This is a genomic window from Haloferula sargassicola (assembly GCF_040362925.1).
Lineage (GTDB): Bacteria > Verrucomicrobiota > Verrucomicrobiia > Verrucomicrobiales > Akkermansiaceae > Haloferula > Haloferula sargassicola.
In genome coordinates this window covers 15,382-42,045 of the sequence record NZ_BAABRI010000023.1, presented here as the reverse complement: position 1 = coordinate 42,045, position 26,664 = coordinate 15,382, and the positions used below count along the sequence as shown (strand labels likewise).

General features: G+C 65.9%; 11 protein-coding genes. 5 read left to right on the top strand and 6 right to left on the bottom strand.

Features of this window, described 5'->3' with window-relative positions; all coding sequences use genetic code 11:
- Positions 1-8: 8 nt before the first annotated feature.
- Positions 9-1,124: a glycoside hydrolase family 76 protein gene (locus tag ABXH26_RS17460; RefSeq protein ID WP_353568386.1), complete on the top strand. Its 1,116-nt coding sequence runs from the start codon at positions 9-11 to the stop codon at positions 1,122-1,124.
- 115 nt (positions 1,125-1,239) lie between these two features.
- Complete coding sequence (locus tag ABXH26_RS17455) at positions 1,240-4,602, top strand: BNR-4 repeat-containing protein (protein ID WP_353568385.1); 3,363 nt, start codon at positions 1,240-1,242, stop codon at positions 4,600-4,602.
- Between the two features lie 7 nt (positions 4,603-4,609).
- Here ABXH26_RS17455 and ABXH26_RS17450 read toward each other — a convergent pair whose 3' ends face one another.
- Positions 4,610-9,829: a lamin tail domain-containing protein gene (locus tag ABXH26_RS17450; protein ID WP_353568384.1), complete on the bottom strand. Its 5,220-nt coding sequence runs from the start codon at positions 9,827-9,829 to the stop codon at positions 4,610-4,612.
- Positions 9,830-10,045: 216 nt separating this feature from the next.
- Between ABXH26_RS17450 and ahbA the strand changes: the two genes are divergently transcribed.
- Positions 10,046-11,110: a siroheme decarboxylase subunit alpha gene (ahbA, locus tag ABXH26_RS17445; protein WP_353568383.1), complete on the top strand. Its 1,065-nt coding sequence runs from the start codon at positions 10,046-10,048 to the stop codon at positions 11,108-11,110.
- A gap of 431 nt (positions 11,111-11,541) precedes the next feature.
- Here ahbA and ABXH26_RS17440 read toward each other — a convergent pair whose 3' ends face one another.
- The 3 genes from ABXH26_RS17440 to ABXH26_RS17430 all read right to left on the bottom strand — a co-directional run bounded on the left by ABXH26_RS17440 (position 11,542) and on the right by ABXH26_RS17430 (position 17,314).
- On the bottom strand, positions 11,542-12,246 hold the full coding sequence (locus tag ABXH26_RS17440; protein ID WP_353568382.1) for an SDR family oxidoreductase: 705 nt from the start codon (positions 12,244-12,246) through the stop codon (positions 11,542-11,544).
- A gap of 108 nt (positions 12,247-12,354) precedes the next feature.
- A complete protein-coding gene (locus ABXH26_RS17435) occupies positions 12,355-16,488 on the bottom strand; it encodes a beta strand repeat-containing protein (protein ID WP_353568381.1) in 4,134 nt (1,377 codons plus the stop codon).
- A gap of 262 nt (positions 16,489-16,750) precedes the next feature.
- Positions 16,751-17,314 carry a type 1 glutamine amidotransferase domain-containing protein gene (locus ABXH26_RS17430; protein ID WP_353568380.1) on the bottom strand — a complete coding sequence of 188 codons (564 nt, stop codon included), beginning with the start codon at positions 17,312-17,314 and terminating at the stop codon, positions 16,751-16,753.
- 225 nt (positions 17,315-17,539) lie between these two features.
- On the opposite strand from ABXH26_RS17430, the gene ABXH26_RS17425 reads away from it, so the two are divergent.
- Both ABXH26_RS17425 and ABXH26_RS17420 read left to right on the top strand, forming a co-directional pair.
- A complete protein-coding gene (locus ABXH26_RS17425) occupies positions 17,540-18,181 on the top strand; it encodes a lamin tail domain-containing protein (protein ID WP_353568379.1) in 642 nt (213 codons plus the stop codon).
- 204 nt (positions 18,182-18,385) lie between these two features.
- Positions 18,386-24,037, top strand: coding sequence for a lamin tail domain-containing protein (locus ABXH26_RS17420; RefSeq protein WP_353568378.1), 5,652 nt, complete (start codon positions 18,386-18,388; stop codon positions 24,035-24,037).
- On the opposite strand, the gene ABXH26_RS17415 is transcribed toward ABXH26_RS17420, so the two are convergent.
- Together ABXH26_RS17415 and ABXH26_RS17410 are read right to left on the bottom strand one after the other, a co-directional pair.
- Positions 24,038-26,068, bottom strand: a complete 2,031-nt coding sequence (locus ABXH26_RS17415) for a TonB-dependent receptor domain-containing protein (RefSeq protein ID WP_353568377.1) — start codon at positions 26,066-26,068, stop codon at positions 24,038-24,040.
- A gap of 131 nt (positions 26,069-26,199) precedes the next feature.
- Positions 26,200-26,619, bottom strand: coding sequence for a hypothetical protein (locus ABXH26_RS17410; RefSeq protein WP_353568376.1), 420 nt, complete (start codon positions 26,617-26,619; stop codon positions 26,200-26,202).
- Positions 26,620-26,664: the final 45 nt, after the last annotated feature.

The following is a 26,664-nucleotide window of genomic DNA, read 5'->3' as shown; positions in this document are numbered from 1 at the left end:
GGGGCGGCATGCATCGATTTCTGGCGTGGCTGACGACCCTGCTCGTGGTGATTTCCCCGGGCCTCGCCAAGGACGTGCCCGGCATCGAGGGCGATCTCCACCAGAAGCGCGCCGTCGAGGTGATGGAGTATCTGGAGGATACTTACTACAACCGCCGTAGCGGCTACTACTCGAACAAGGCGGACGAGGACGGGCCGACGACCGTGTGGGGTGCCGGAATCATGTTCTCCGCGCTGGCTGGCGGGGCCCGTCACGAGGCCCGCTACGAGCGGGACATGCGGAAGTATTTCCGTGCACTGGACAACTACTGGGACGTGGCGGTGGAGATCCCCGGATACGAGCCGCTGCCGACCCAGGGCGGCCACGACAAGTATTATGACGACAACGCCTGGATGGTGATCACCTTCCTCGAGGCCTACGACATCACCGGCGACAAGCGCTACCTGAAGCGTGCCGACGAGACGCTGACCTTCGTGCTCAGCGGCTGGGACGATGAAGCCGGCGGCGGCATCTGGTGGCACGAGGGCCACAAGGGCGGCAGCAAGAACACCTGCGCCAACGCCCCGGCCGCGCTCGGGTGCTATCGTTTGTCCCAGTACGTCGATCCCCGCCGGCGCATCGAACTGATCGAGTGGGGGAACAAGATCGTCGCCTGGACCGTGAAGCAGTTCCAGGGCGATGACCTGCTGTTCGAGGATGCGGTGGTGGTGGCGACCGGAGAGGAAAACAAGGGCAAGCTGACCTACAACACCGCCCTGATGATCCGGAATTTCATCGCACTCTACGGACTGAGCGGCCAGCAGCCCTACCTGCAGGAAGCGCTGGAAACAGCCGACGCCGCCCAGTCGATGATCCAAGGCAACGGCGCCTACCGCGATCAGTGGAAATGGTCGCACCTCCAGGTGGAGGCGGACATCGAGCTCTACCGCACCACCGGCATCCGGCGTTACCTGCAGCGCGCGATCGATACCGCAGCCGTCCACTACCAGGAGTGGAAAGAGAAGCCGCCGGAGGAAATGATCGATGTGGCCTCGCTGGCGCGGGAGCTGTGGCTGCTGGCCGACCTGGAAACGGCGAAAGGGCGCGCGTTCTGGGAGCGGGTCGATCGCTGGAAAAAGGGCTGACGGCCGGAGTTCGCGGCGGGAATGCCGCGTCCCACCATTTAGGGGGGCACGCGCCGCCGGACCTTGAACCGGCCGGTTGCGGGACCCACGGTCGGGGTTCTCCGCCGCTCGCCCGATGAAGTTCCGCCCGTGGTTCACCCTTGTTTTCGCCCTCCCGTCCGCGCTCGCCGCCCAAGGTTTTTCTCCCTACGCGCCGGATGCCGCCACGGTGATCCTCTACCACATGGACGAGTCGGCGGGGGCGACCGTGGTCACCGACGCGGCGGGCCATTTTCCGGGAGTGTCCTCCGCCGGGGAAACGCCGTGGTCGGTCTTCGATGGAGCCAACGGCATCACGGGCTTCGGAGCAGCGGGAAACAACATGAGCGGAACGGGAATCGGCATCGATGCGAACCTCGACGGGGTCTTCCGGTTCGACGACAACGTTTCCTCGCCGGACCGCTTCGACGCGCTCGCCCAACTCGGGGCGGCCTTCACGTTGGAGGCGATGATCCGTGTGGGCTCGATCACCACCGGCTCGCCCCAGCACCTGTGGGGCCTCGACGGCTCCGCCAGCCGCGCGCTTCAGTTCCGCATCAATGGCGATGGCGTGCTGAACTTCGACCCGATCGACGGCGGCGGCGCGCCGGTGACCTTCAACCTGCCGAGCCTGACCGGCCCCCACGCCTTCGTGCCAAACAAGTGGTTCCACGTGGCCGCGGTCTACGACGACGGGGAGGTCTCGCTCTACTGGACGCGGGTCGATAGCGGTGCCGCGGTGGCCAACCGGGTCGCCGTGGGCACGAGCCGTGTGGCTTTCCAGTCCGATGACTCGCCGCTGGTGTTCGGAAACGAGGGCCGCTCCATCGGTGGCATGGGGGAAGGTCTGGTCGGGCTGCTGGACGAGGGCCGCGTCAGCCGCATCGCCCGGGCCGACAACGAGTTCATCTTCGACAGCGTGGCACTGCTGGGAGCCAGTTCCTACGAGGGTGGTAGTACGAACGATCCCGCAAAGGTGCTCGATGGCGACCTCGGCACCCGCTGGTCGGCCTTCGGTGATGGCCAGTGGATCGCCTTCGACCTTGGAAAGCCGCGCCGGATCTCATCGGTGGAGATTGCCTTTTATGCCGGCGACCTTCGGACTTCGACCTTTGACCTTGAGACCTCGAGCGATGGCCTGGTGTGGACTCCGGTGCTGGTGTCCCAGGTGAGCAGCGGCGCCACGCAGGCGCTGGAGGTCTTCCCGCTGGCTGACCTTCCGGTCGCCCGCTACGTCCGCTATTTGGGTCATGGAAATTCGGTGAGCGGCTGGAACAGCCTCACCGAAGTCAAAATCCAGACCACCACCGTGACCGACACCGATGCCGACGGCATGCCGGATTCGTGGGAACAGCAGATCGTCGATGCCGACGCCACCGATGCCCTCGTGGCGATCGCCGATGTCCTGCCGGGCGGCGATTTCGACGGTGACGACCAGACCAACCTTGAAGAGTACTACGCCGGTAGTAATCCGATCGTCTTCAATGCTCCGGGAGACAGCGACAACGACGGGCTGCCCGACGGCTGGGAGGTCATTTGGTTCGACAGCCTTTCCCAAGGGCCGGCGGGCGATCCCGACGGCGACGGGTTCTCGAACCTGGAGGAATGCGAGGGAGGATCCGATCCGACTTCCCCCACTTCCCGCCCCGGCGACTCCGATGGCGACGGCCTCCGGGACGAGTGGGAAACAAGCGCGCTCGGCAACCTTGATGGGGGCGCCTACGACGACCCCGACTCGGATGGCAGCACCAACCTCGCCGAATTCATCGCCGGAACCGATCCGCTCGAGCTTGTCTCGAAACCCTCCTGGAATTCTCCGGCCGTGGCCTATCTCGGCGGCTCCACCGTGGCGGCCAATGCGTGCATCATGCCGAGCTCGGCGATTTATGGTCGAGCGATCAACGGTCTATCATTCCAGGATCAGATCCTCTACACGTTCCAGGGTTATCAATACACGGCCTTCTATGACAGCAACGGCACCACGCAGCGGGTGGTCCTGGCGCGGCGGACGATCGATGGTACGACCAAGGGGGCATGGGAAACTTTCCAGACCGACTCGGAGTTCACGCATGGTGATGAAGAGGCATGGGATGCGCACAACGTGGTGGCCCTCGGGATTTGTGAAACGGACGGCTCGCTTCATCTTGCCTGGGACCACCACGGGCACACCTTGCGCTACCGCCGGTCCATTGCGGGCCTTTGCACGACGAACCCCGCGGCCTGGGGAGCCGGCATGCTGCAGCCGGAGCAGGACTGGTTGGTTGCTGCGGACGAGACCGTGACGGGGGTCACCTACCCCCAGTTCGTTTCCAAGCCGGACGGCGGGCTCGCCCTCAACTGGCGCACCGGGGCCTCGGGCAATGGCGACCAGGTGTTCTGCTCCTACGATCCCGCCGCAGGCCATTGGTCCGGCACCATCCGCTTTCTGGAACGCACCGGGGACTATAACGGATCGACCAGCCGCTGTGCCTACCTCAATGGCTTCGATTATGCGCCCAATGGCTCGATCCATGTCTCCTGGACCTGGCGGGAAGGCGCGGGCTCTTCCAACCATGATATCTGCTATGCTTGGTCGGACGACGGGGGGGTGAGGTGGAAAAATACCGCCGGCACGGTGATCGCGGACACCTCCACGGGGGGCGGCATCGACCTCAACTCGGCCGGAATCGTCATCAAACCGCTCGACCTCAACCAGCTCCTCATCAATCAGCAGACCCAGTGCGTGGACAGTGACGGCCGCGTGCACGTGATGATGCTTCACCGCCGCGAGGATCCCGGCTTCGCGTTTCCGAACGTCACCCACCAGGTCTACTCGACGCTCGGCACCGCCTATTACCACTACTTTCTCGAGCCCGGCACCGGCAAATGGCAGCAGCGCCGCATCCCGCCGGATCGGTTTCCGGTCGGTTCGCGGCCGGCCATCGGCTACGATCCGGCCGGCAACGTCTATGCGGCCTTCGTTTCCTACGACGTGAGCACCGACGTCTTCCCCGGCTACGCCTCAGGCCGGCTGGCCATCGCCCGCGCCTCGAAGGAATCCCGCTACAGCGATTGGAAGGTGCTGCAGACCGTGGAGGTGCCGAACGCCTTCACCGGCGAGCCGCTCATCGACCAGCCGCGGCTCGTTCACGACCGCATCCTCAGCGTTTATCTCCAGGAAAACAGCGCCGCGTCCTCTTCGGGCGCGACTCCGCTGCACGTCTACGAGTTCGCCGTGGGCGTGGGCGAGCCGACGGGCTCCGGGCAGTCGGAGATTTCGATGCTGGGGGATCACCTCGTGGTCACCACCTACGGTGAAACGGGAGCGACCTACCAACTGCAGACCAGCCCGACCCTGCAGGCGGACTGGACGAGCCTCGGTGAGTCGCTGGGCGGCAATGGCGGCCTCCTCGCCGTGCCTGACGGCAGCCGGAGGGTGGCTCGCCGCCGCTTTTACCGCTTCGAGGTCACCTCGAACTAAAACCCGTTCACCGCTGATCGACGAGCAGTCGGAAGAACAGCTGCCGGCCGGAAGCATCGACGCTGGCCCGCAGGACCACGCCGCCGCCGGTGTCTTCGAGCGTCACCCCGGTGGCAGTGGACCAGTCACCCGAGAGCTGCTCGGACTGCTCGATGGCGTAGATCAGGTCGTCGCGCAGCTGCGGAAGGTGGAACTCGACGAAAGCCTGTCCCGCCTCGACGCCGGTCGATTGGAAGGGCGGGTTCGCTCCGCTGAGGGGTGGCAGGCCGAGGGCGTATTCGAGCAGGTTGGCGATGCCATCGCCATCCGCATCGTCGGTCGGACCGTCGAGCCCGGCGGGCAGGGAGGCATCGGCGGACCACTGCGCGAATCCGGCCAGGACTTCCGGGGCTCCGGGCGAGGCGGGCGCTGCGGTCCAGTTGGCGAAGTCGTTGCCATAGTCGTAGACATTGACCCGTTCGAGCCCCGGACCGTTCCCGTCGGCAGCGAGCGGCCACGGGTCGGTGTCGGCGTAGTTCACGCGATCAACGCGGATGTACTGCCGTTCAAGTAGGTCGTTCAGCTCGCCGGGCATGCCGAGTTCGAGGGTTTCGCCACTGTTGCTGAGACCCCCGGAAGTCCACTGGAGAACCTGGGTGCCGGCCGGCGCCCCGTAGGCCGCGTTGAAGGCGGAGATGCTGCGGGTCACGATGATCCGCTCGCCGGGCTGGAGCGTCACCGGCGCCGCGGTCGGGAAGGTGAAGTCGATGCCGTCGGTGAATGCCCAGGCCGCGCCCTTGGCCGCATCGTAGAGGGTCACCGGCGCGTCGGAAATATTGAGCAGCTCCACGTATTCGGCATCCGCGTTCGAGTCCGGGTGATACATGATCTCGCTGATCACGACCGGCCCGACCTTCGGCAGGCTGTTCGCCACCCCGGGTGTCGGGCTTTTCATGGCCACGAAGTTGAAGGTGCCGCTACTGGACTTGTAGTAGCGGCCGAAGGTCACACCGGGCTCGGCGGCGCCGAAATCCTCCGACTCCAGATATTCCAGGTCGAGGCCCTCGGCCGGCTTGTAGAGATAGACCGTCTCCCCGTTTCCGCTCAGGGCGAAGGGGGTGAGCGCGCCGGGATCGGTGCTCGCCGCACCGAAATGATCGCTTTCGTTGAAAACGATGTAGCCGTCCGCGGAAAGCACCGTGCCGTCAGCGATGCGGTACTTCATCAGGTCGGCGTCGTTGTCGCTCAGATACCAGCCGCCCAGATCGATCGAGGTTGATCCGGTGTTGTGGAGTTCGATCCAGTCGGGCTCCGCGCCGGGCGAGGCGGAGAGCACTTCGTTGATGACCACTACGTTCGGCGTCAGGAAGGGGTAGTCGAGCGCGTCGTAGCTGTAGGCCATGCCTAGGTCGGCGCGGGTGCTGTCGGGATCCAGCACGTGGGCCGGATCGCCGGCATCGATCGCGGGCGAGGTCGGTTGAAGGGAAAAGTCGTAGATGCCCGGGCTGGTGAACTGCGGGTCGGCGACGAAGTTGCCGACTCCGACGATCGGCAGCGTATCGGACAAGGAATAGGTCACCGCCACGGTCGACAGCGAATCGACCGTGACCGGCGCGTCCTTCGAGCGGGAGAAGATGCAGTTGCTGATCACCGCGTCGCCGCCGCCGGCGCCGGGGTTCTTTTCATAAACGGCGACTCCCACGCCGTTGCGGGCGAAGGTGGTCTGGTCGATGATCGCCGTGGATCCGGCGTCCTTGATGCCGACGCCGAGCGTACAGCCGACGATCAGGTTCTGCCGCATCACCACCTCCGAGCCCTGGCCGACGGAGACGCCCTTGTCGGAATTGTTATAGATGCGGTTCTGTGCGACCAAAAGGTTCACGCAGCCCTCGCCGACATCAATGCCGTCGCTGTTGTCGCCACGGAAGTTATAGACGCGGTTGTCGCGGATGATGCCGTCGATCACGCCGTCATAGTCGATCGCGTCGGTATCGACCGAGCTGTTGCCGGTGAAGGTGCAGCGCTCGACATGGGCGTCGCCTTTTTTCACGTTGATGCCATCGCCGGTGAAGGTGATGTGGATCCGGCTGTCGAGCAGCGTGGTGGATCCAAAGCGCGCGAACACCGGTTCGGGCCCCTCGATGTCGAGGTGATCGAGCTCCAGCTCGGCGTGAAAGCCTGAGACCGCCGCCTTGAGGTTGAGTGGATCGATGCGGCTGACGGTGGCGTCGCGAATGACCACGTGGGAAAGACTGGAGACGGTCGTGGTGTCGACGAAGCCCAGGTTTCCCCATGGCTGCCCGTCGCGGGAAACGAAGTGGATCGGTCCGGCTTCGGTGCCGGCGGCATCGAGGGTGCCGTGCACCAGGATCGACGAGCCGGCCGTCATCCGAATCTCCACGCCGGCCTCGATCGTCAAGGTGGCACCGCTTTCCACGATCAGGTCGCCATCAATGACATACGGCGACCCGGCGGCAGCGAAGGTGGTGGCGGTGTCGATCACGAGGGGAGCCACGGTTTCCGCACCCGATGCGAAATTGGCGGTAAGGCTCATCGCACCGGAGAGCGTCACGGTGAGGGTGGGCTCGGTCGATCCGTCGCTCCACGAAACGAAGGAGTAGCCGGGGGCCGGCACGGCGGTGATCTCGACCGGGGTGTTGTCGAAAAGCGAAACGGTGTCGTTGTAAGCCGGCAGCATGTCCACCCCGGCAATGCGGATCGAACCGCCGGCCGCGGGCGAGGCGGCGAAGGTCATGGGCGACATCGGGCGGCTGATCCCCAGCTCCAGCTGCAGGCGGCTCAGGGCGTAGGCCGGGCGATCGGCGACGAACTGCTTGATCTCCGCGATCTGATCCTGCCGGGTGCTGGCGCTGAAGCCGCCGCTCGAGCTCCAACGCGCGATGTGGCGGGCGATTTCCGGCTCCTGATCGGCGGTCAGCTGGTCGAACTCGGCATTGAAGCGGGCGGGGAAAAAGGTGCTGCCGAGGTGCGCGGCGTAGCGCTGGATGAGGCGGTCGACGAAGCCGCTGTTGTGGTCGAGCCGGCCGAAGAGCGTGTAATCGGAGATGAAGTTGTCGATCAGCGAGCCGGTGATGTTGGCGTTGTCGAAGCCGCGGTCGAAGTCGTTGATGATCCACTCCCACTTCGAGCCCTCGGGACGTCCGCACCAGAACTCGCGGTTGTGCGACCAGCTGGTGTTGACTGCGAAGTCGGTGGCGACCACGTAGTCGATGAAGGAATCGACGTTCACCTGCGCCTCGACCTGCGACCAGATCGCGGGATCGGCCGGGTCGTTGCTGGTCAGGAAATCGAGCAGCGCTTCATAGCGGTCGGTCGAGCCGCCGTCGGAGGTCAGTCGTGTCACGCCGTTCTCGTCGTGGGCGTATTGGACCAGGTCGTAGTCGCCGTCGGCGAGGTAGTGCTCATTGGCGAAATAGGAGGGATCGAACCGCTTGCGGATGTTGTAGATGCCCCAGAAGTCGCCATTGAGATAAAGGATGCTCGGGCGGTAGCTGTAGAGGCTGGCATCCATCCGGCCGCGCAGGATCGGCGCCATCATGGCATCGCGCAGCAGGGTCTCCTCCCAGTCGTCGCCGCCATTGCGCAGGCTGAACTCGGCCGTCGTCGCCGAGGGCTCGCCGGGGAACAGCTGATAGGGCACGAAGTCGTCGCCATACTTGCCGCGGCAGTAGATGTTGAAGGGCTTCTGCGGCTTCAGCCAGATGTTCTCGCCGGCGATCTTGGTGCCGGCGCTGATGGCGAAGGCGGACGTCTGGTCCTGCTCGAAAAACTCCAGCCGCAGAGGAACCTCCCGGCCCTTGAAGGGGTAGGAGGTGTCGTTCGAGTAGATGCCGATGTCGTTGCCAAACAGTGTCTCCGGATCCGCCACCATGGAAAAGACCGGCAGCCCGGGCGAGGCGTCGCCATCGAGAAAATACGAGCGCGTGAGGACGGGTCCGGGGATCTTGCCGTCCTCGAACACCCGCGCGCGGACGATGGTCGTGGCCGTGACCGCGATCGGCGCGCTGTAGACCGGCGAGCCGGGCTGCGGATCCGAGCCATCGAGCGTGTAATGCACCGCGCCGGCGGGGCCGTCGAGTGACACGCTCTGGGCCGTGGTGTAGAAACCGCTGTCGAGATCGGCCGCGACCGCCGCCGAGGTCGCGAAGGGCACGGTGAGCGGTGCGGCGGTGTTGGCGGCTCCCGGGGTCGGCACGCCGAAAAAGCCCCAGTTTCCTCCGGCATCGCGGCCGTAGGAAAGGTCCGAGGTCTGGGAGCCGAAATCCACCGAGTCCACCTGCACCGGCGCGCTGGTGAGCAACTCGGCGATCAGTTCGAGATCGAAGCTCTGGTCACTGCTGGTGCCGGACTCCTGGTGGACCTCCACCGCGATCACGTTGTCGCCCGGCAGGAGGGAAAAACCGCCCAGCTCCACGCTTTCGTAGACATGCTCGGCCGGCGCGAGCTGGTGGGAGTAGGCGCTGGAATCGACAGGCCCCGCAGGCATCCGCAGGCGGGCCACCTCGGCTCCGTTGAGATACACGACCGCGCTGTCGTCGGCCATCAGGTTGAGCCGCAGGTTGCTGACCGTGGTCGGATCAGCGACGGTGAAATGCCGGCGGAACTGGCTGGAGGCGAACTTGCTGCTACTACTCGGGCCGTAGCTCAGCGTCGTCGTGATCCAGCTGTCGTTGTAGCCGAGCGGGGCCTCGCCGGCGGACCAACTGCTGTCATCGTAGGAGTTGGTGAACCAGTCTGGACCGGGATCGGTGCCGAGGTCGCGGTATTTCCAGGACGATTCCCTGGCGACCAAGGTTTCATCCACCGGATCCGAATCGACGCGGAAGATGCCCACCGACTCGCCGCCGGAACTCAGCTTGAACGAGGTGTGGAAATGCCGCGTGGTGAAGGTGCTGCCCCACGGATAGTAGCCGCGCAGGTGGGTTTCACCCGGACCCGCGTTGAAGCCATCGGCCCGGACGACCAGATAGCCCTCAGCCGGGATCGAAGCACCCGCCGGAAAACGCCACTTGGTCGGCGCGGTCAGGTCGTCCGTCAGGTAGTAATGGTCGAGCGCCACCGCAGAGGTGCCCGCATTGTGAAGCTCGATCCAGTCCGAGTAGTCGTCGAAGTCCGCATTGTCGGGAAACACGGTGTCGTTCGACGCCATGAACTCGCTGATGCGGAGGTCATCGCCCTGGGCGGAGGCGATCGGTGGAAGCAGGAGGGAAGCAAAAAAAGGTGCCAAAAAGGTCAGAAAATGGGCGCGTGGGTGCATGGGCGAAGGTGGCTTTTAAGTCGCTAAAGCTGAATAATCTAGGGTTATATGGTAACGACCTGTTCATGTCCGCGTGATGGCCTGAATGAGGCTCTGGCCGGCCGCCGCGTGAGCCGTCGTGCCCGGTTTCCGGCAGATTTTGCTGAGACGGGTCTCACCCTTCCGGGGTTTTTGGGATGCATGTCCATGACCTCTTCCGTCCCCGCCGATGCCGCCCTGCTGGGCGCCATCCAGGAGTCGATCCCCTTCGTTGCCCGTCCTTTCGCCGCCATCGGCGCGCGTTGCGGACTCACGGAAAAGCAGGTCCTCGACCGCCTGCGGGCCTTGAAGGAGGGAAAGGTCATCCGCCAGATCAGCGCGATCTTCGATACCCGCAGCCTCGGCTACGCCTCCAGCCTGGTCGCCGCACGGATCGCGCCGGAAAAAATCGACTCCGCCGTGGCGGTGATCAACTCGCACCCCGGCGTGAGCCACAACTACCTGCGGAACCACGATTTCAACCTCTGGTACACCATCGCCGTGCCGCCGACCAGTCGGCTGGGGCTCGAGGAAACGGTCAACCGTCTGCACCAGCTTTCCGGCGCGGAAACCACCCGCCTGCTGCCCACCCTCAAGCTGTTCAAGATCGGCGTCCGCTTCGATATCGAGGGCTCGGCCACGCCGACCGACCAGGTCAAGCCCGCCTACACCGAGGCCAGCCGCCAGCAGGCCGGTCCGCTGACGGATCAGGAAATCGAGTTCGTGCGCCGCATGCAGTGCGATCTTGACCTCGGGCCCGAGCCCTTCGTGGAGGTGGCCGGGCAGCTCGGGTTGTCGTTTGAAGAGGCCGCCGCGATGCACGAGCGTTTCCTCACCACCGGACGGATGCGTCGCTTCGCCGCCGTGCTGCACCACCGCCGCGCCGGCTTCGGAGCCAATGCGATGGGCGTGTGGGCCGGCCCGCAGGACGATCCGGGGGCGCTGCAGAAGCTTGGCGAAACCATGGCCGGCTTCCGGGCCGTCAGCCACTGCTACCTGCGGCCGAGTTATCCCGACTGGCCCTACAATCTCTTCACCATGGTCCACGGCAAGACCGCGGAGGAATGCGAGGAAACGCTGGCAGCCATCAGCGAAACCACTGGCATCACGAACCGCCAGGCTCTCTATTCGACTCGCGAGTTCAAGAAGGTGCGGGTGCGGTATTTCACCGATGAGGAGATCGACTGGGAAAAGGCGTATGGTTCAAGCGCCGGCTCGCAGCCGACCTGCTGAAACTCCGGGCCCGGCCCGGAGGTGACGACCGGCGAGCCCTTTGCCGGAGTACTGCGAACGTAGTGGAAACGCGCGTCCTTCACCTCCTGAAGGTGGAATGGCGGGCGCAGGTCGGGCTTTTCCGTGGTCACGGAAACGCGGTCGAGCGAGGGCGCTCAAGCCTGCCTTCACCAAGAGGGCGACGGCCCCGGGCGTGGTAGGGACGACCGCCCTCGGTCGTCCGCCGCCTGTGGGTGGGGCCGGCACCGCGGGACCATTCGCGGTCGAGCGAGGGCGCTCGACCCTCCCTTCACCAAGAGGTCTTCGTCGTCCCTCAGCCGATTCGGTTTCCTCAAGCAGACCGTTCGACGGGGGATGAGCGCGCGGAGGAGGTGCTGATGGGTTATCCCATGCAGGCACTCGAAGAGCCACCCAGGCGGGCTGCGGGAGGCCTACGTGTAGATCATCTTCCGCGTCATGCCGCCGTCGAGGATGAACTCGGCGCCGGTGATGAAGCCGGCCTCGGGGTCGAGCAGGTAGGCGACCATTGAGGCGACGTCCTCGGGTCGGCCGACCCGTCCGGCGGGATGCTGGGCGTGCTGCTCGGATGTCGGCTCCTGGTCGGAAACGTTGATCCAGCCCGGTGAGATGCAGTTCACCCGCACGTCGGGTCCGAGGCTGATGGCGAGCGAATGGGTCAACGCCAGCAGGCCGCCCTTGCTCGCCGAGTAGGCGTGGGTATCCGGCTCGGACATGTGGGCACGGGTGGAGGTGGTGGCGACGATCGCGCCCTTGCTTTCCCGCAGCAGCTTCTCGCACTCGCGGGCCAGCAGAAAGGTGGCGGTGAGGTTGGCGGTGAGGATCCGGTTCCAGTCATCGAGCGAGCACTGGGCGAGGCTCTTGAACTCGCTGAGACCCGCATTGGAAACGAGGGCATCCAGGCGGCCGTGCCGCGACCGCAGCCGGCGGATCACGGCGCGCAGATCACCCTCATCCGCCACGTCGGCCTCGATGGCCTCGGCCCCTTCGGGGATGCCGGATGCCTTGAGGTCGAGGCCGAAGACCTTCCACCCGTCCATGAGCAACCGTTCGGTGATCGCCTTGCCGATGCCACTGCCCGCCCCCGTCACGATCGCAACCTTCGATGACTCGCTCACGAGTCGATCCATCGGCCTGCTAGAGGCGGTTGTCAACGGTCCCGACACAAAAAGAATCCGGCTCCGCACGGGGCGGAGCCGGATGGAAGGGACGCGCTTTCGGACCGCTCAGTTGGTGGCCACGTTGAGGCGCAGGAACTGCTTCAGCTCCGTGCCGACCGGGGTCGAAAGAGTGATCGTTTCCCTGGTGGGCGACAGGTCCTCACGCATCAGGTCGGGCATGGTCACCGCGTTCCAGTCCATCAGGTCGGTGGACACCTCGAGCGTGGCGGAGTTCGAGGCGACCAGCTTCGACATCGGGAAGGTCAGCGACAGCTCGCCGTCCGCCATGACGAAGGCGAAAGGAGGCTGGTCGTTTATTTCCGGATTCATGCCGGTGAAGTACTCGAGGCCGTTCGAGATGCCGTCGAAATCCGGGTCGTCATCGGGATCGCGGAAATCGATCGCGGTGGCGGCGGTGAAGTTCGCCGCGACCCAGTCGGCATAGGTGAGGATGAAACTCTCATAGGCGCCCAAGTCCGGTGCGCCGCCGGAGATCCGGGCGTAACCGCTGCCACGCTGGTCGAAATCGAGCCCGCTGGCCGCGGCCGGGCTGCCGGCATCGACCGCGGCGCTGGTGCTCAGCAGCCGGTGGGTGAGGGTCATGCCGCCGTTATCGACGAGCGCGACCAGCATCGGATCGGTGCCGACAAGGTTGCCATCGACGCCATCAGTGATGCCGAGAGTGCCGGCGCCGTTTTCGACCAGGCTGGACATGGCGGAAACGGTGCCGCTGACATCGGGTCCGCTGCCGGCCGTGTTGTCGGCCACCAGCGAGTTCGACAAGGATGCGGAACCGCCATTGAGGGCGAGGCCGCCGCCGGTGGTGGCCATGTTCGAGGCTACGGTGACGTGGGTCAGGTCGAAGGACCCTCCCTCGCCGAGCAGGCCGCCGCCGGTGGTGGCGGTATTGCCGGAGACGGTGGTGTTGACCACGGTCGTGACCCCGCTGCCCGCCTGGTTGAACAGGCCGCCGCCATCGGGGGCGTCGTTCATGCTGACCACGGTCGAGGCGACCATGAGGGTGCCCGCGCCGGAGTTCCAAAGGCCGCCGCCCTCATTGGCCGCGGAGTTGGAGGAAACGATGGCGTCGGTGATTTCCACGGAGGCCCCTCCGGAAATGTGGAGCGCCCCGCCGTTGCCGGGGTTGGCCGTGCCGTCGGGCCCGGCGGTATTGCCGGACATCTCACCGGCGGCTACGGTGGACATCGTACCCGCGGTGACCTCGAGCGCGCCGCCGGCGCGGTTGGCGGTGTTGCCGCTGAGCTTGGTGCCGGTCACGGTCAGGCTGCCGCTGGCGTCGTTGAGAATGCCGCCGCCGCTGCCGGAAGCGCCATCGGCGACGTTGCCCGTGATGATCGAGTCGCTGACCATCAGCGTGCCGCCGGCATTGAAGAGCGCGCCGCCTCCGTTGTCGGCCGCCGCGCCGGAAGCAGTGTTGGTTTCGAAGGTGACCGAGGCGATGCTCATGGTGCCGCTGCCATTCCAGAGGCCGCCGCCTTCGGAGGCTGCGAGATTGTTGGTCACGCTGCCGCCGGTGAATGCGACGCCGCCGCTGCCGGTGACGTGAAGCGCGCCGCCGCTGCCGGGTGCGCCCACGGCCGGAGCGATGCCCGCGTTGTTGGCATCGAAGGCGACGTCGGTGAGCGTCACCGCGGTGCCGGTGAGGCCGGACTGGTCCTCAATGCCGCCGCCCGCGCGGTTGGCCAGGTTTCCTGAAATGGAGGAGCCGCTCACGGCTACGGTGCCTCCCGTCGCATTGTGGATGCCGCCGCCGCTGCCGGCCGTGCCGTCGGCCACGTTGGCAGTGATCGAGCTGCTGGCGGACACGGTGAGGGTGCCGCCGTTGTTGAAGATGCCGCCGCCGCCGTCGTCGAGCGCATCGCCCGAGGCGGTGTTGCCGGAAACGGTGGTGCCGGAGACGGTCATGGTGCCGCTTCCGTTCCACAAGCCGCCGCCTTCGAGCGCGGCATCGTTTCCAGAAACCGTGGACGAGGTGATCATCACATCGCCCGCGCCGGAGATGTGGAGCGCGCCGCCGTTGCCGGGATTCGCGGCCGGGGTGCCGGCGGTGTTTTCACTGAGCGTGACGCTGGTGAGCGTGAGGCCGAGACCGACGCCGGAGTTGTCCTCGATGGCCCCGCCCGCACGGTTGGCGGTGTTGGTGGCGAGGGTCGAGTTGGTGATTTCCACGCTGCCGCCCGCGTCATTGAAGACGCCGCCGCCGCTGCCGGAAGCGCCGTCGGCGACGTTGCCGGTGATCATGGTCGAGTTCTTGATCATGACCGTGCCGCCCGCGTTGAAAATGCCGCCGCCGCCCATGGTGGCGTCGGCCCCGGAAGCGGTGTTGCCGGTGATCTCCGCGCCATCGACGGTCATCAGGCCGCTGCCGTTCCACAAGCCACCGCCTTCGGAGGCGGCCCGGTTTCCGCTGACGGTCGAGGCGGTGAGGGTGATGCCTCCGTTGCCGGTCACGTGAAGAGCGCCGCCGCTGCCGGGCATGGGGGTGGCGGGGGAAATGCCGGCCGCGTTGTCCTCGATCGTGGCGTTGAGGATTTCCACGGCATCGGTGGAGCCCGAGGCGTCCTCGATCGCGCCGCCGGCACGGTTGGCGAGGTTGTTGGAAAGAGTGGCGCCGTGGACGACGAGCGTGCCGCCGGCGATGTTCTGGATGCCGCCGCCGCTGCCGGAGCCTTCGGTGGCGGTGTTGCCATCGATCACGACCGCGCCGTCGGTGGCGTTGATCATCACGCTGCCGCCGTTGTTGAAGATGCCGCCGCCGCCGTCATCGGCCGCGGTGCCGAGGGCTGCGTTGCCGGAGACTTCTGCGCCGCCGGTGAGGGTCATGGTGGTGCCGGCCTGGTTCCACAGGCCGCCGCCCTCGCGGGCCGCGGTGTTGGAGCCGACCAGGCCGCCGTCGATCATCACGGTGGCCTCGGCGCTGACGTGGAGTCCGCCACCGTTGCCGGGATTGGCGCTGCCGGAGGGGCCGGCGATGTTGCCATCCACGTCGGTCGCCCCGCCGAGGGTCACGTCGGTCAGGTGCAGCGATCCGGCGATGAGTTCGATGCCGCCGCCGGCCCGGTTGGCCGAGTTCGCGGAAATGGTGGCGTCGGTGATGGTGACCAGGCCCTCGGTGCTGAAGACGCCGCCGCCGCTGCCGGAGGTTCCATCGGCGAGGTTGCCGGAGATCACGCCGCCCTGGATTTCGAGGGTGCCGCCGTTGTTGAAGACGCCGCCGCCGCCGTTGTCGGCCGCCGCGCCGCTGGCGACGTTGTCGGTGAGGGTGGCGTCGGTGATTTCCATGGTGCCGCTGCCGTTCCAGAAGGCCCCGCCCTCGGCGGCCGCGAGGTTGCCATCGGCCGTACCGCCGGTGATCCGGATCGAGCCGCTGCCGGTGATGTGGACGGCTCCGCCGTTGCCGGGAGCCGCGGTGGCGGGGGCGACGCCGGCGTTGTTTTCGGTGAAGTCGACGTTGCTCAGCACCAGGTCGAAGCCGCTGGTGCCGCCAGACTGGTCCTCGATTGCTCCGCCTGCCCGATTGGCGACGTTGAGGCTGAAGGTCGAGTTCGAGACGGTGAGCGTGCCGCCGGCTGCGTTGAAGATCGCGCCGCCGCTGCCCGAAGCTCCGATGGCTTCATTTTCGCTGAACACCGAGCCGCTGACGGTCAGCGGGGCTCCGTTGTTGTAGATCGAGCCGCCGTTTTCGGCGCTGCCGTCGGTCAGCTCGAAGTTCCGGATTTCGACATCCTCGCGGGCCCCTGCGGCGGATGAGGTATCGATCATGAAATGACGGGTGATGCCGCCGCCATCGAGCGTGGTGGGGTTGATCACGCTGAGCAGCACGCCGCCATCGATCACGACATCATCGGTGACCAGCAGCTCGGAGTTGAGGGTAATGGACGGAGCGCCGAGGAGGAACACGAGCGGGTCGAAGGCGATCGTGTCGCCGTCGTCATCGCCGCCGTTGGGGACGGATCCGTTGGCATTGGCCAGGCCGATCGCCTCGCGCAGGGAAAGGCCGGTGCCATCGACGAATTCATCGTTCAGGCTGCCGCCGTTGTAGGGTTCGTCATCGTCCGTGCTGACGACGAAGTTGGCGGCGTGCGAGATCCCTGCCATGAGCGGAAGCATGGTGGCGAGGGAGAGGATCCAGCGGCGTCGCATGCCGGCGGAGGGATGGGGCAAGACATGGGTGTTCATGATCGATGGGGTTAGGTTTTCGTTGGTTGGAGACAGGGAAAAGCCATGAGGCTTTGGAGAGGCAACGACGACCGGCCGCGACCGGATGCGCCTCGATGGACGCTTTTTGGAAAAAAACCGCGGGCAGGCGACCGGGCCCGGACATGCCGGCGGTCCAGCCCCGTCAGCTACGATTCATCCCGTAGTTCGGGCCGCGAAGGTACGGAAAAACGGCCCGACGCGGGAGAGGTCGGGCCGTAGGCGAGGCGCGCGGAGGGCCCGATCAGGCGGTCTGGGCGCTGTGCTTGCCCTCGGCGAATTCCTCGATGGCCTTGTCGCAAAAGGCGTCGAGGTCGTCGGGCTTGCGGCTGGTAACGAGTCCCTGGTCGCAGTGGACCTCCTCGTCGACCCATTCGCCGCCGGCGTTCTCGATGTCGGTCCTGAGGCTCGGCCACGAAGTGAGGGTCCGTCCTTTCACCACGCCGGCTTCGACCAGGGTCCACGGGCCGTGGCAGATCGCGGCCACCGGTTTGTGCTGTTCGAAGAAGGCGCGCACGAACTGGACGGCGTCCTGATTGACGCGGAGGGCATCGGGATTATGGACGCCGCCCGGCAGGACCAGTCCGTCGAATTCATCCGCCTCGACCTCGTCGATTCCATGATCCACCGGAAACGAGTCGGCTTTGTCGGCGTGATTGAATCCCTGGATGTCGCCTTTCTTGAGGGAGACGATGCGGACCGTGGCACCGGCTTCTTCGAGGGCGGCGCGGGGGCGGGTGAGCTCGATTTGTTCGAAGCCGTCGGTGGCGAGGATGGCGATGGTTTTTTGGGAGAGATCGTGTTTCATGGAGGGAGATCCCCAGCCGACGGCGTGCCCGACGTGGCAGCAAGGGTTCCGGGGTTTTTTCCGCCGGTCGCCATGCGGCCTGCACGGGCCCGGGTTGCGGAATGAAGAGGGGTGGGGTGAAAAAAATGTCACAAAACCATGTTCGACCTGATAGAACAGCGGCGTGGAATCGTTGCCATGAAATCCAGCCGGGTTTTGGCCACGGCCGGAGTTCAACAGAAAGCCATGAAAACCTCATTCCTGCCCCTCGCCCTTGCCTTCGTCTCGATCCTTCCCTCGAAGGGCGCCGTTTTCATCACCGAGTGGATGTATTCCGGAAACGGCGACGAGTTCGTGGAGTTCACCAACCTCGGCAGCAGTGCCGTCGATTTCACGGGATGGAGCTTCGACGACAACAACGCCGTCGCCGGAACCTTCGACCTTTCCGCCTTCGGCATGGTGGCGCCGGGGGAATCGGTCATCCTGGCCCAGACCGACGAGGCTTCCTTCCGCACCGACTGGGGGCTTGCCGGCTCCGTGAAGGTGATCGGCTTGCTCGGCGACACGACGGGCAACAATCTCGGCCGCAACGACGCCATCAACCTCTTCGACGCCTCCAACACGCTGGTCGATACCCTGACTTACGGTGATCAGGACATCGCGGGTTCGATCCGCACGCAGGATGTCAGCGGCTACACGACTCCGGCCAACTACGGCAGCGATGACGTGTTGCAGTGGATGCTTTCGGTCGATGGGGTCGACGGTGCCTTCACCTCGACCGGCGGGGACGTCGGTTCGCCGGGTTTTGCCCTCGTTCCGGAGCCTTCGTCGGTGCTTTTGATCGGGTTGGGAAGCCTCGGCCTGCTTCGCCGTCGGGTGCATCGGTGAGTCGGCGGTATTTCCTGCGGGCGCCACAAAGTCCTGATCGCCAGCGGATGATGGACCGTTGGTGTTCGAGGTTCGACGTATTGCAATCCCCGCTTGCGGACCTAGGGTTGGGACCAACCCATGACATCCCCTGAAAAACCCACTGTCGCGGGGCTCCTCGCGGCAGTTCTTGTTTTATCGTGTACGCTTCGAGGTGACGAACTCGTGACCTTGGACGCTTCGTCCCTCGCCGTCGGCAGCGTGTCGAGCTGGTCAAATGCCGGCTCCCTCGGCGGTTCATTCTCGCAGGACTCGAATTTCAGGCGCCCCAGCGTTGAAGATATCAACGGAGTCCGCGGCGTCAGCTTCGATGGCAACAACGACTATCTGACCGGGCCCGATGCGCCGGCGGCGATCACGGGCAATGGCAGCTGGACGGTGATCGCGTGGGTCTACAATCCTTCGGTGGGCCAGGAGGACACGGTGGTGGGCTGGGGTCGGCGCGACGGACCGGACAAGTCCAATGCCGGATTTTTCCACGGCTATCATGACACCTGGGGTGCCTTTGGCGGCTGGGGGGCGGGAGATGTCGGCTGGTCGAACACCGAGATCGAGGGTGCCTGGACCTGCGCGACCTATGTTTATGACAGCGCGCAGGGGCTTTTTTCCTGCTATACCGACGGGCACCTCGCGACGGCGAAGACGCTCGGGTCATTGAGCATCTGGTCGGTCGATAGTTCCGGCGATCCGCTGCCGATCCGCCTGGCGGCCCAGTCGTCCTCGGATGGCGGCGTGACCAGCACGAACGGTTCGCTGTCGATCGCCCGGCTTCGGGTCTACGACGCTCCCATGGATGCAGGGCAGGTGGCGCAGCAGTTCGCCGGGGAGGCCGGCGACTTCGGCCTGAGTTCGTTTTTCATCCTCAGCTTCGGTTCCAGCGCCCCGCAGATTTATGCGGGGCAGTCGGTGGATCTTTCGTGGGAAACGGTCGGCGCGACCAGCGTCAGCCTCTCGCCCGGCGTCGATGTTTCGGGCGGGAGTCCGGTGACGGTGTCCCCGACGGAAACGACGACCTACACGCTCACCGCCTCGAACGGCTCGGGCGAGCTGACCTCCGAGGTGACGGTCACGGTGCTGCCGGGAGTCCCCGAGGCGCAGGCGGGCAACCTCCAGGTCGAACAGGATGGCTCGGCCTCGGTGACGCTCGCGGCCAGCGATCCGAACGATCCGATCGGCTCGCTGACCTGGGAGATCGTGGGTCAGCCGGTGCATGGCTCGCTTTCCGGCACCGCGCCGGACCTGCTATACACGCCGCACGCCGGCTACAGCGGCAGCGACAGCTTCAGCTTCCGCGTGAGCGACGGGACGAACCTCTCGAACATCGCCACGGTGTCGATCCTCGTCGATCCGCCGCCGGCGGCTCCCAGCGCGGTGGCCGTTTCCGAGGCGAGCTTCTCCACCGCCTCGGTGGCGGGGAGTTTCATCGGCCATCTGACCACGACCGATCCGAACTACGGCGACACTCATACTTTCGAGCTGGTCGCCGGGGCCGGCGATACGGACAACGCGCGGTTCTCCATCGCGGGCAACCAACTGCTCGCCCAGGGCAGCTTCGCGGGGCAGGATGGGTCGACCTTTTCCATCCGCGTCCGCGTGACGGATGCCGGCGGCCTGGCATACGAACAGGCGATCGAAATCACCGCTGTGGAGCTGCCGCAATCGGTCGTGATCAACGAGATCCACTACGATCCGGACAACAACGCGCGGACCGAGTTCGTGGAGCTCTACAATCCGACGGAGGAAGCGATCGACTTGTCCGGATGGCAGTTCACCTCCGGCATCGACTACACCTTCCCGGCCTTTTCACAGATTGAGCCGGGCGGCTACGTGGTGGTCGCGATGGACCTTGCGGTGTTTGAAAGCCAGTTCGGCTTCACGCCCTTCGGGCCCTTCGACGGCAAGCTTTCGGGCGATGGCGAGGAGGTCCAGCTGCGCGACCATCTCGGCCAGGAAATCGACAGCGTCGATTACGGCTCGACCTTCCCGTGGCCGATCGGGGCCGGTGGGTCGGGCTCATCGATGGAGCTGATCCACCCGTCGCTCGACAACGACCTCGCCGGTTCCTGGCGCAGTTCCGGGGCCACCGGAAGCTATCCGGAACTCACCTACATCGCGACGGACTCCGGCGGTTGGAGCTGGCGGCGCGGCGACTCGGAGGCCTCGAGCCCGGTCGATGCCTGGCGGCTGAAGGGCTTTACCGAGGATGGCACGTGGACCGGCTACCAGTCCCCGATCGGCTACGGCCTGATCAGCAGTGCGGCGGGAACGCTGAACCTGAACACGGTGATCTCCGGGATGCGCTACAACTACTCCAGCATCTTCCTGCGCAAGACCTTCACCATCGCGCCCGGCGAGATTCCCTCCCAGCTGGCGCTCCGTTTTTCCAAGGACGACGGCGTGCTCATCTGGATCAACGGCACGCTGGTCGCCGAGCGGAACATGAACACCACCGGACCGAGCTACGACACCTTCGCGGCCAGCGACTCGGACACCGAGGGCCTGTGGTATGACGTGGCCATCGCCAATGCCGCGACCTTCCTCCAGGAGGGGGAAAACACGGTGGCGGTGCAGGTTTTCAACGGCACGCTCGGCAGCTCGGACCTGGGCTTCGACATGGAACTGGTCCGCCCGGCGGGCGCGAACTCCGTCCAGCCGACCCCCGGCGCGCGCAACTCCGTCTACTCGACCACGCCGCCGCCGCAGATCCGGCAGGTCGATCACTCCCCGCAACAGCCCAAGGGCGGCGAACCGATCACCATCACCGCCAAGGCGACCGACCCGCAGGGCATCGGCGAGCTGCGCCTGCTCTATCAGATCGTCGCTCCCGGAAACTACATCCCCGCCCGCTTCCCGCGCACGGTGAGCGAGGTCCTGGCCGATCCGAATGGCGAGCGGCCGGAAAACCCGGACTTCGAGGACCCGGCGAACTGGACCACGATGATCATGTCCGACGATGGTTCGGATGGCGACGCGGTGGCCGGCGACGGCGTTTTCACGGCGGTGATTCCCGGCCAGGTTCACCGCACGCTGGTGCGTTACCGGGTCGAGGCCGAGGACCTTCCCGGGGCGTCGGTTCGCGTGCCCTATGCCGATGATGAAGCGCTCAACTTTGCCTGCTTCGTTTACGACGGAGTGCCGGACTTCGTTGCCTCCGCCACCTCGATCGAGGGAGCGGGCAAGGTCTGGCCGAAAGATCTACTTACCTCGATCCCGGTCTATCATTGGATCATCCGCCACGAAGACATGATGACGCTCCAGGCCTACAACTCCTGGGAGCAGTTCCCGAACACCGGCGATGACAACGTGCTCGCCGCCCGGCGCTCCGAGGAATGGGAAGGCGCCTTTGTTTACGACGGAGTCGTCTACGATCACGTCAGAACCCGCCTGCGCGGGGGAAACAGCCGCTACGGCGACAACATCGGTCGCTACTCGAACGGCAAGCGGCACTACAAGTTCCGCTTCAACCGTGGCCATTACTTCCAGGCGCGCGATGAAAACGGCAACCTCTACCCGGCGAAACGGAAGCGTCTCGCCTTCAACCGGATGTATGAAAACAAGGGCACCAATGGCTGGGGCATGCCGGAAGAGATCGGTGCGACCCTCTGGCGGACCTTCGGGGTGCCCGCGGCCTATACCGACTGGATCCACTTCCGCGTGATCGATGGCTCCGACGAGGCGCCGAATCAGTACGACGGGGACTTCTGGGGGCTGTCGCAGATCGTCGAGGAGTATGAGAGCGGCTTCCTTGAGAACCGGGACATGGTGAAGGGCAATCTCTACAAAATGTCCGACTGGATCTGGGACTCCGAGCGCCAGCGCCGCTACCAATCGCCCGACATGGTGTCGGACGGCTCCGAGTTCAACAACATCCGCGACAACCTCCACGGCGCGCAGAACGCGGCCTGGCTCCAACAGTATGTGAACTATGACAAGTGGTATCACTACTCGGCGGTGGCCGAGGGCATCCGCCACTACGATCTTTTTCCCTACATTAACGAGGACTACCGTCATGCGATGAAGAACCTGGCCTGGTACTTCGAACCGACCGGATCCGATCCCGCCCGCGGCCTCTGCTGGTTCCTGCCCTACGACTGGGATGCGAGCTTCGGCCCGAACTGGAACAACGGCTGGGAGCACGCCAACAACGCCCTCTATGGCTGGGACATGAGCGTGGCCTCGGCGCCTGCCGGAGCGTCGTATGTCGACAAGCCGGACATGAAAATCGAGCACCGCAATGTGTTGCGGGAGTTCCGGGATTTGATCTGGCAGCCGGACCAGCTGCTCGGCCTGATGAACGATCGCACCGAGGTGATCCGCGAGTTCCAAAAGGCCGACATCGACCGCTGGCGCCACGCGCCGATCGGCTCCGGCACCGAGAACGACGACCCGCTCACGCTGATCCCCAGCCTCGGCAGCTATAACAAGCTGCAGGACATGGAGGACTTCGCATTCAACGGCTGGTATGGCTCGACCGGTCCGTCGGTGCCGAACGGTCGCGGCGCTTATCTCGACAGCCTCGCTGACAGCGCCGACGCCTCGCTGCTGCCGGTGAAGCCGACCGTTTCCTACACCGGCGCCCCCGGTCATCCGATCAATGGCCTGACCTTCCAGACCGGACCTTTTTCGGATCCGCAGGGCAGCAGCACCTTCGGCGCGATGGAGTGGCGCGTGGGCGAGATCGAGGACCCGGCCGCTCCCGCATGGGAGGCGAAAAATGATTTCATCATGGAATACACGCCGGTCTGGTTGTCCGGTGAGTTGACCAGCTTCGACAGCACCCTCTCGGTTCCCGCCGGGGCGCTGAAACCCGGGCACACCTACCGCGCCCGCGTCCGGATGAAGGACAACACCGGCCGCTGGAGTCACTGGTCGGCACCCTATGAATTCACCACCACGGTGGCGGATGATCTCGATGACCTGCAGCAGAACCTCATGATCACCGAGGTCATGTATAATCCCGCGGGCCCGCCGCCGGCCAGCGGCGAGGAGCAGGACTTCGAATACGTGGAACTGCAGAACATCAGCAGCACGCTCACGCTCGACCTGACCAACGTCCGCTTCACCAAGGGCGCGGACTTCGATTTCGCCGGCTCGGCGATCACCAGCCTGGCTCCGGGCGAGCATGTGCTGGTGGTGAAAAGCCTGGCCGCCTTCGAGGAGCGTTACGGCACCGGCCTGCCCGTGGCCGGGGAGTGGGACCCCACGCAGAACCTCTCCAACGGCGGCGAACAAATCAAGCTGTCCTACGGCGCCGGCGTGACGATCCATGATTTCGAGTATGATGACAAAGCGCCGTGGCCGACCGAGCCGGATGGCGACGGCCCGGCGATGGTGTTGGTCGATCCCTACTCCGCGCCCGACCACTCGTTGCCGGAGAGCTGGACTTCCGCGCCGGGTTCGCCGGGGACCTCGGGCGCCCAGCCGGATCTCTTCGGCGACTGGCTGGCGCAGCAGGGCGCGAGCGATCCGAATGCGGACGCCGTGCCGGGCCTTTCCTGGCTGATGCTCTACGCGCTCGGCGGCGACCTGCTGACCGACCCGCTGGCCGCCCTGCCGACCGCGGGTTTCCTGAACGATACCGATGGCGAGCACCTCTCCCTCAGCTTCCGCCGCCGCAGCGATGCCACGCAGCTCAGCTACGAGGTCGAAACCTCCACCGATCTTGTCGGCTGGCAGACCGGTCCGGGCGTGGTGGAAACGGTGGGCACACCGGTGGACAATGGCGACGGCACCGTGACCGAGACCGTCCGCGTGGTGAATCCCGCAGCCGGCGAAGACGAGCGCTTCATCCGACTGCGGGTGATCCTCAATGAGTGATCAGAAACTCCAGCCGATGGAGGTGTAAGCAAAGCGGCCGGCGTTCGGAATGCGGGCGCCGACCGCGACGTCGCTGCCGGCCACGCGGTTGATGCCGCCCAGGTGGTCGACGTAGCGGTGGTCGAGGAGGTTCTCGATGCCGGCCTCGACGCGCACGCCGTTTTCGAACTCCCGCGCCGCGCGGAGGTGGAAGACGGCGTAGCCCGGCGTCTTCAGCTCGGAGTGGAGGCGGGAAACGTCGCTCTGTGCCGTGGCCCACTCGCACTCCAGCGAGGCTTCCCAACTACGGTAGTTGTAGTCGATCGCGCCCAGCCCGCTGAGCGGGGCGATGCGGTAGAGCGCGTCGCCGCTGGCGGTGTCGCGGCCGCGGGTCCAGCTGGCGTTGGCGCGCAGGGCGAACCTTTCCGTGAGGTCGGCGTGGAAGGCCAGCTCGGCCCCGTAGAGTTCGGCGCGGTCGAGGTTCTGGAACTGCAACACGGGCCTGCCGGCGGTGTCGGTGCGGGTCGGGTGCGGCCGGCCCTCGATGAAATCGCGGACGCTCTGGTAAAACGGCGTCAGCGAGACCTCCCAGCATTCCTGCCGGTGGTGGATGCCCACCGAGGCCATCAACGCGCTCTCGGGATCGAGCGCCGGATTGCCCAGGTAGGTGCGGCCGTCGGCAAGGCCCGCACTGGCGTTCGAGGGCGAGTAAAGATAGCGCTCGATCAGCGAGGGAGCGCGGTTCTTCAGGCCGAGCGCGAAGTCGATGCGGGTCGTCTCGTGCGCCTGCCAGCGCAGTGCGGCCATCGCATCGACCAGCAGGTCGGAGTGCTCGCGCTTGCCCGCATTGAAGGACGCCACATCGGCCGCCACGACCGGTCCGCCGAACTGGCTGAACACGCGGCCGGCCCCGGTTTCGACGAAGTCGCCCCGCAGCCCGACGAGGGTCTCGACCGTGTCCGTCCACGGCTTCTCCCATTCGCCGAAGAGCCCGTAGCGGGTGCGGCGGTTGTCGCGGAAGGTATCGCGGACCTGGCCCATGGCGTTGACTTGTTGCGCCTCGAGCTCGCCGCGATGGAGGTCGACCCCGCCGCGCAGCAAGCCGCCGGCGAGCCCGGTTTCGATGCTACTGGAAATGCCGTAGTCGCGGCTCTCGGCCGGGGCCTGCATGCGCATCGCGGCCGGGCGCAGGCTGAAGTTGTCCATCAGGTGGTCGATCTCGTGGACGTAGGCCCGCGTTTCCAAGGTGCCCCAGGCGAAGCGCTGCTTCTGGCGCAGGCCGAGGTGCCAGGAGTCGTCCCGCACCATGTCCATCGGCAGCGCGGGCGCGCCGGCATCGCGGGTCGAGGAAACGCCGGCATCCACCTCGATGAAGCCGCTGCCGGTGTTCCACGAGCCGATGATCGTGTGGCGCTGCGTTTCGTAGCCGCTGGCCCGCACGGTGCCGCCGGGGAATCGCAGGTCGTCGGCATCGAGATACTCGCCGCGGTAATCGGCCCGCACCTCGTCGGTGGCATCGAAAAGCCGGGCGGTGAAGCCGAAGGCATCGTGGTCGCCACGATACGAGGCGCCAAGGTCGCCTCCGAAACGAGAGCCGAACTCCGGGTCCGGCCGGGAAAGCCGGATCGTGCCGGCGATCGAGTCGCCCCCGGCGCTGACCGGCGTGATGCCAGCGAAGGCCTCGACGAGGTCGCCCTCCGCCACCTGCGCGTAGTGCAGCGGCGGGTCCATGTGGTTCGGGCAGGCGGGAGTGATGGTCTGGCCGTCGACCTGCACGCGGACGCGATCGCCGGACAGCCCGCGGATCTGGGCGATGCCGGTCTGCGGCCCGTTGCGGATCGCGGAAACCCCGGGCAGCGAGCGGAACAGATCGGCCCCGTCGGCACGCAGCGCATTGCCGGCGGGGACGGTGGCATCGGTGGAATTCCAGCGGCCTGGATCGGCGCCGGCATCGAACACGAGTGGATCGAGCCGGCCCTCGGTCTGGGCCAGGGAGGCGAAAGGAAGGAAGCCGGCCAGGGCGGCCGGAATGGCAATAAGGAAAGAGTTCATCGAACGAAAAATGGAATGCAATGGAGTCGTGCCACGATGCACGGACGGCGGCGATCCCCGCCGGATGCGGGGACGCCGAAGGGAGCCCGGTTCCAACGGCGGAGCGGGCGATTCAACAACAACGGGTGGGCTCAACAGCCGGCTCGTGGCGGCGGGAGCTCGGGCCGCTCGCCGAGCGAGCGCAGCGGCGGCAGGGAGTCGGCCAGGCGACGCTGCCAAGCCAGCCAACGGGTGGCGGGCGGGGAAAGCTCCGCGATTTCCGAGCGGCTCAAGGTTTCCGAAAGCAGACGGCCGAGCAGACGGCGGTCCTGCTTTTCCGGCGCGGCCGGGGAGTCGGACTGCTGCTTCTCCATCGCCGCGGCCTTGAGGCACAGCGCGCAGGGCTTCTCGCCGCTGAAGGTGTCCTTCACGCCCTGGGCGAGGCCGTCCTGGGCGGAGTAGTTCACCAGCATCGAGGCCCAGGCGATCCCTTGGACCAGCGCGGCCGGGCCGCCGAGCAGGTGCACGCAGCCGAGCACCACCAGCAGGTGGCGCCACCAGCCTCGTGACATGCGGCGGAGCATCGCGGCGGAGTGTGGGCGGGGCGGGCGGCATGG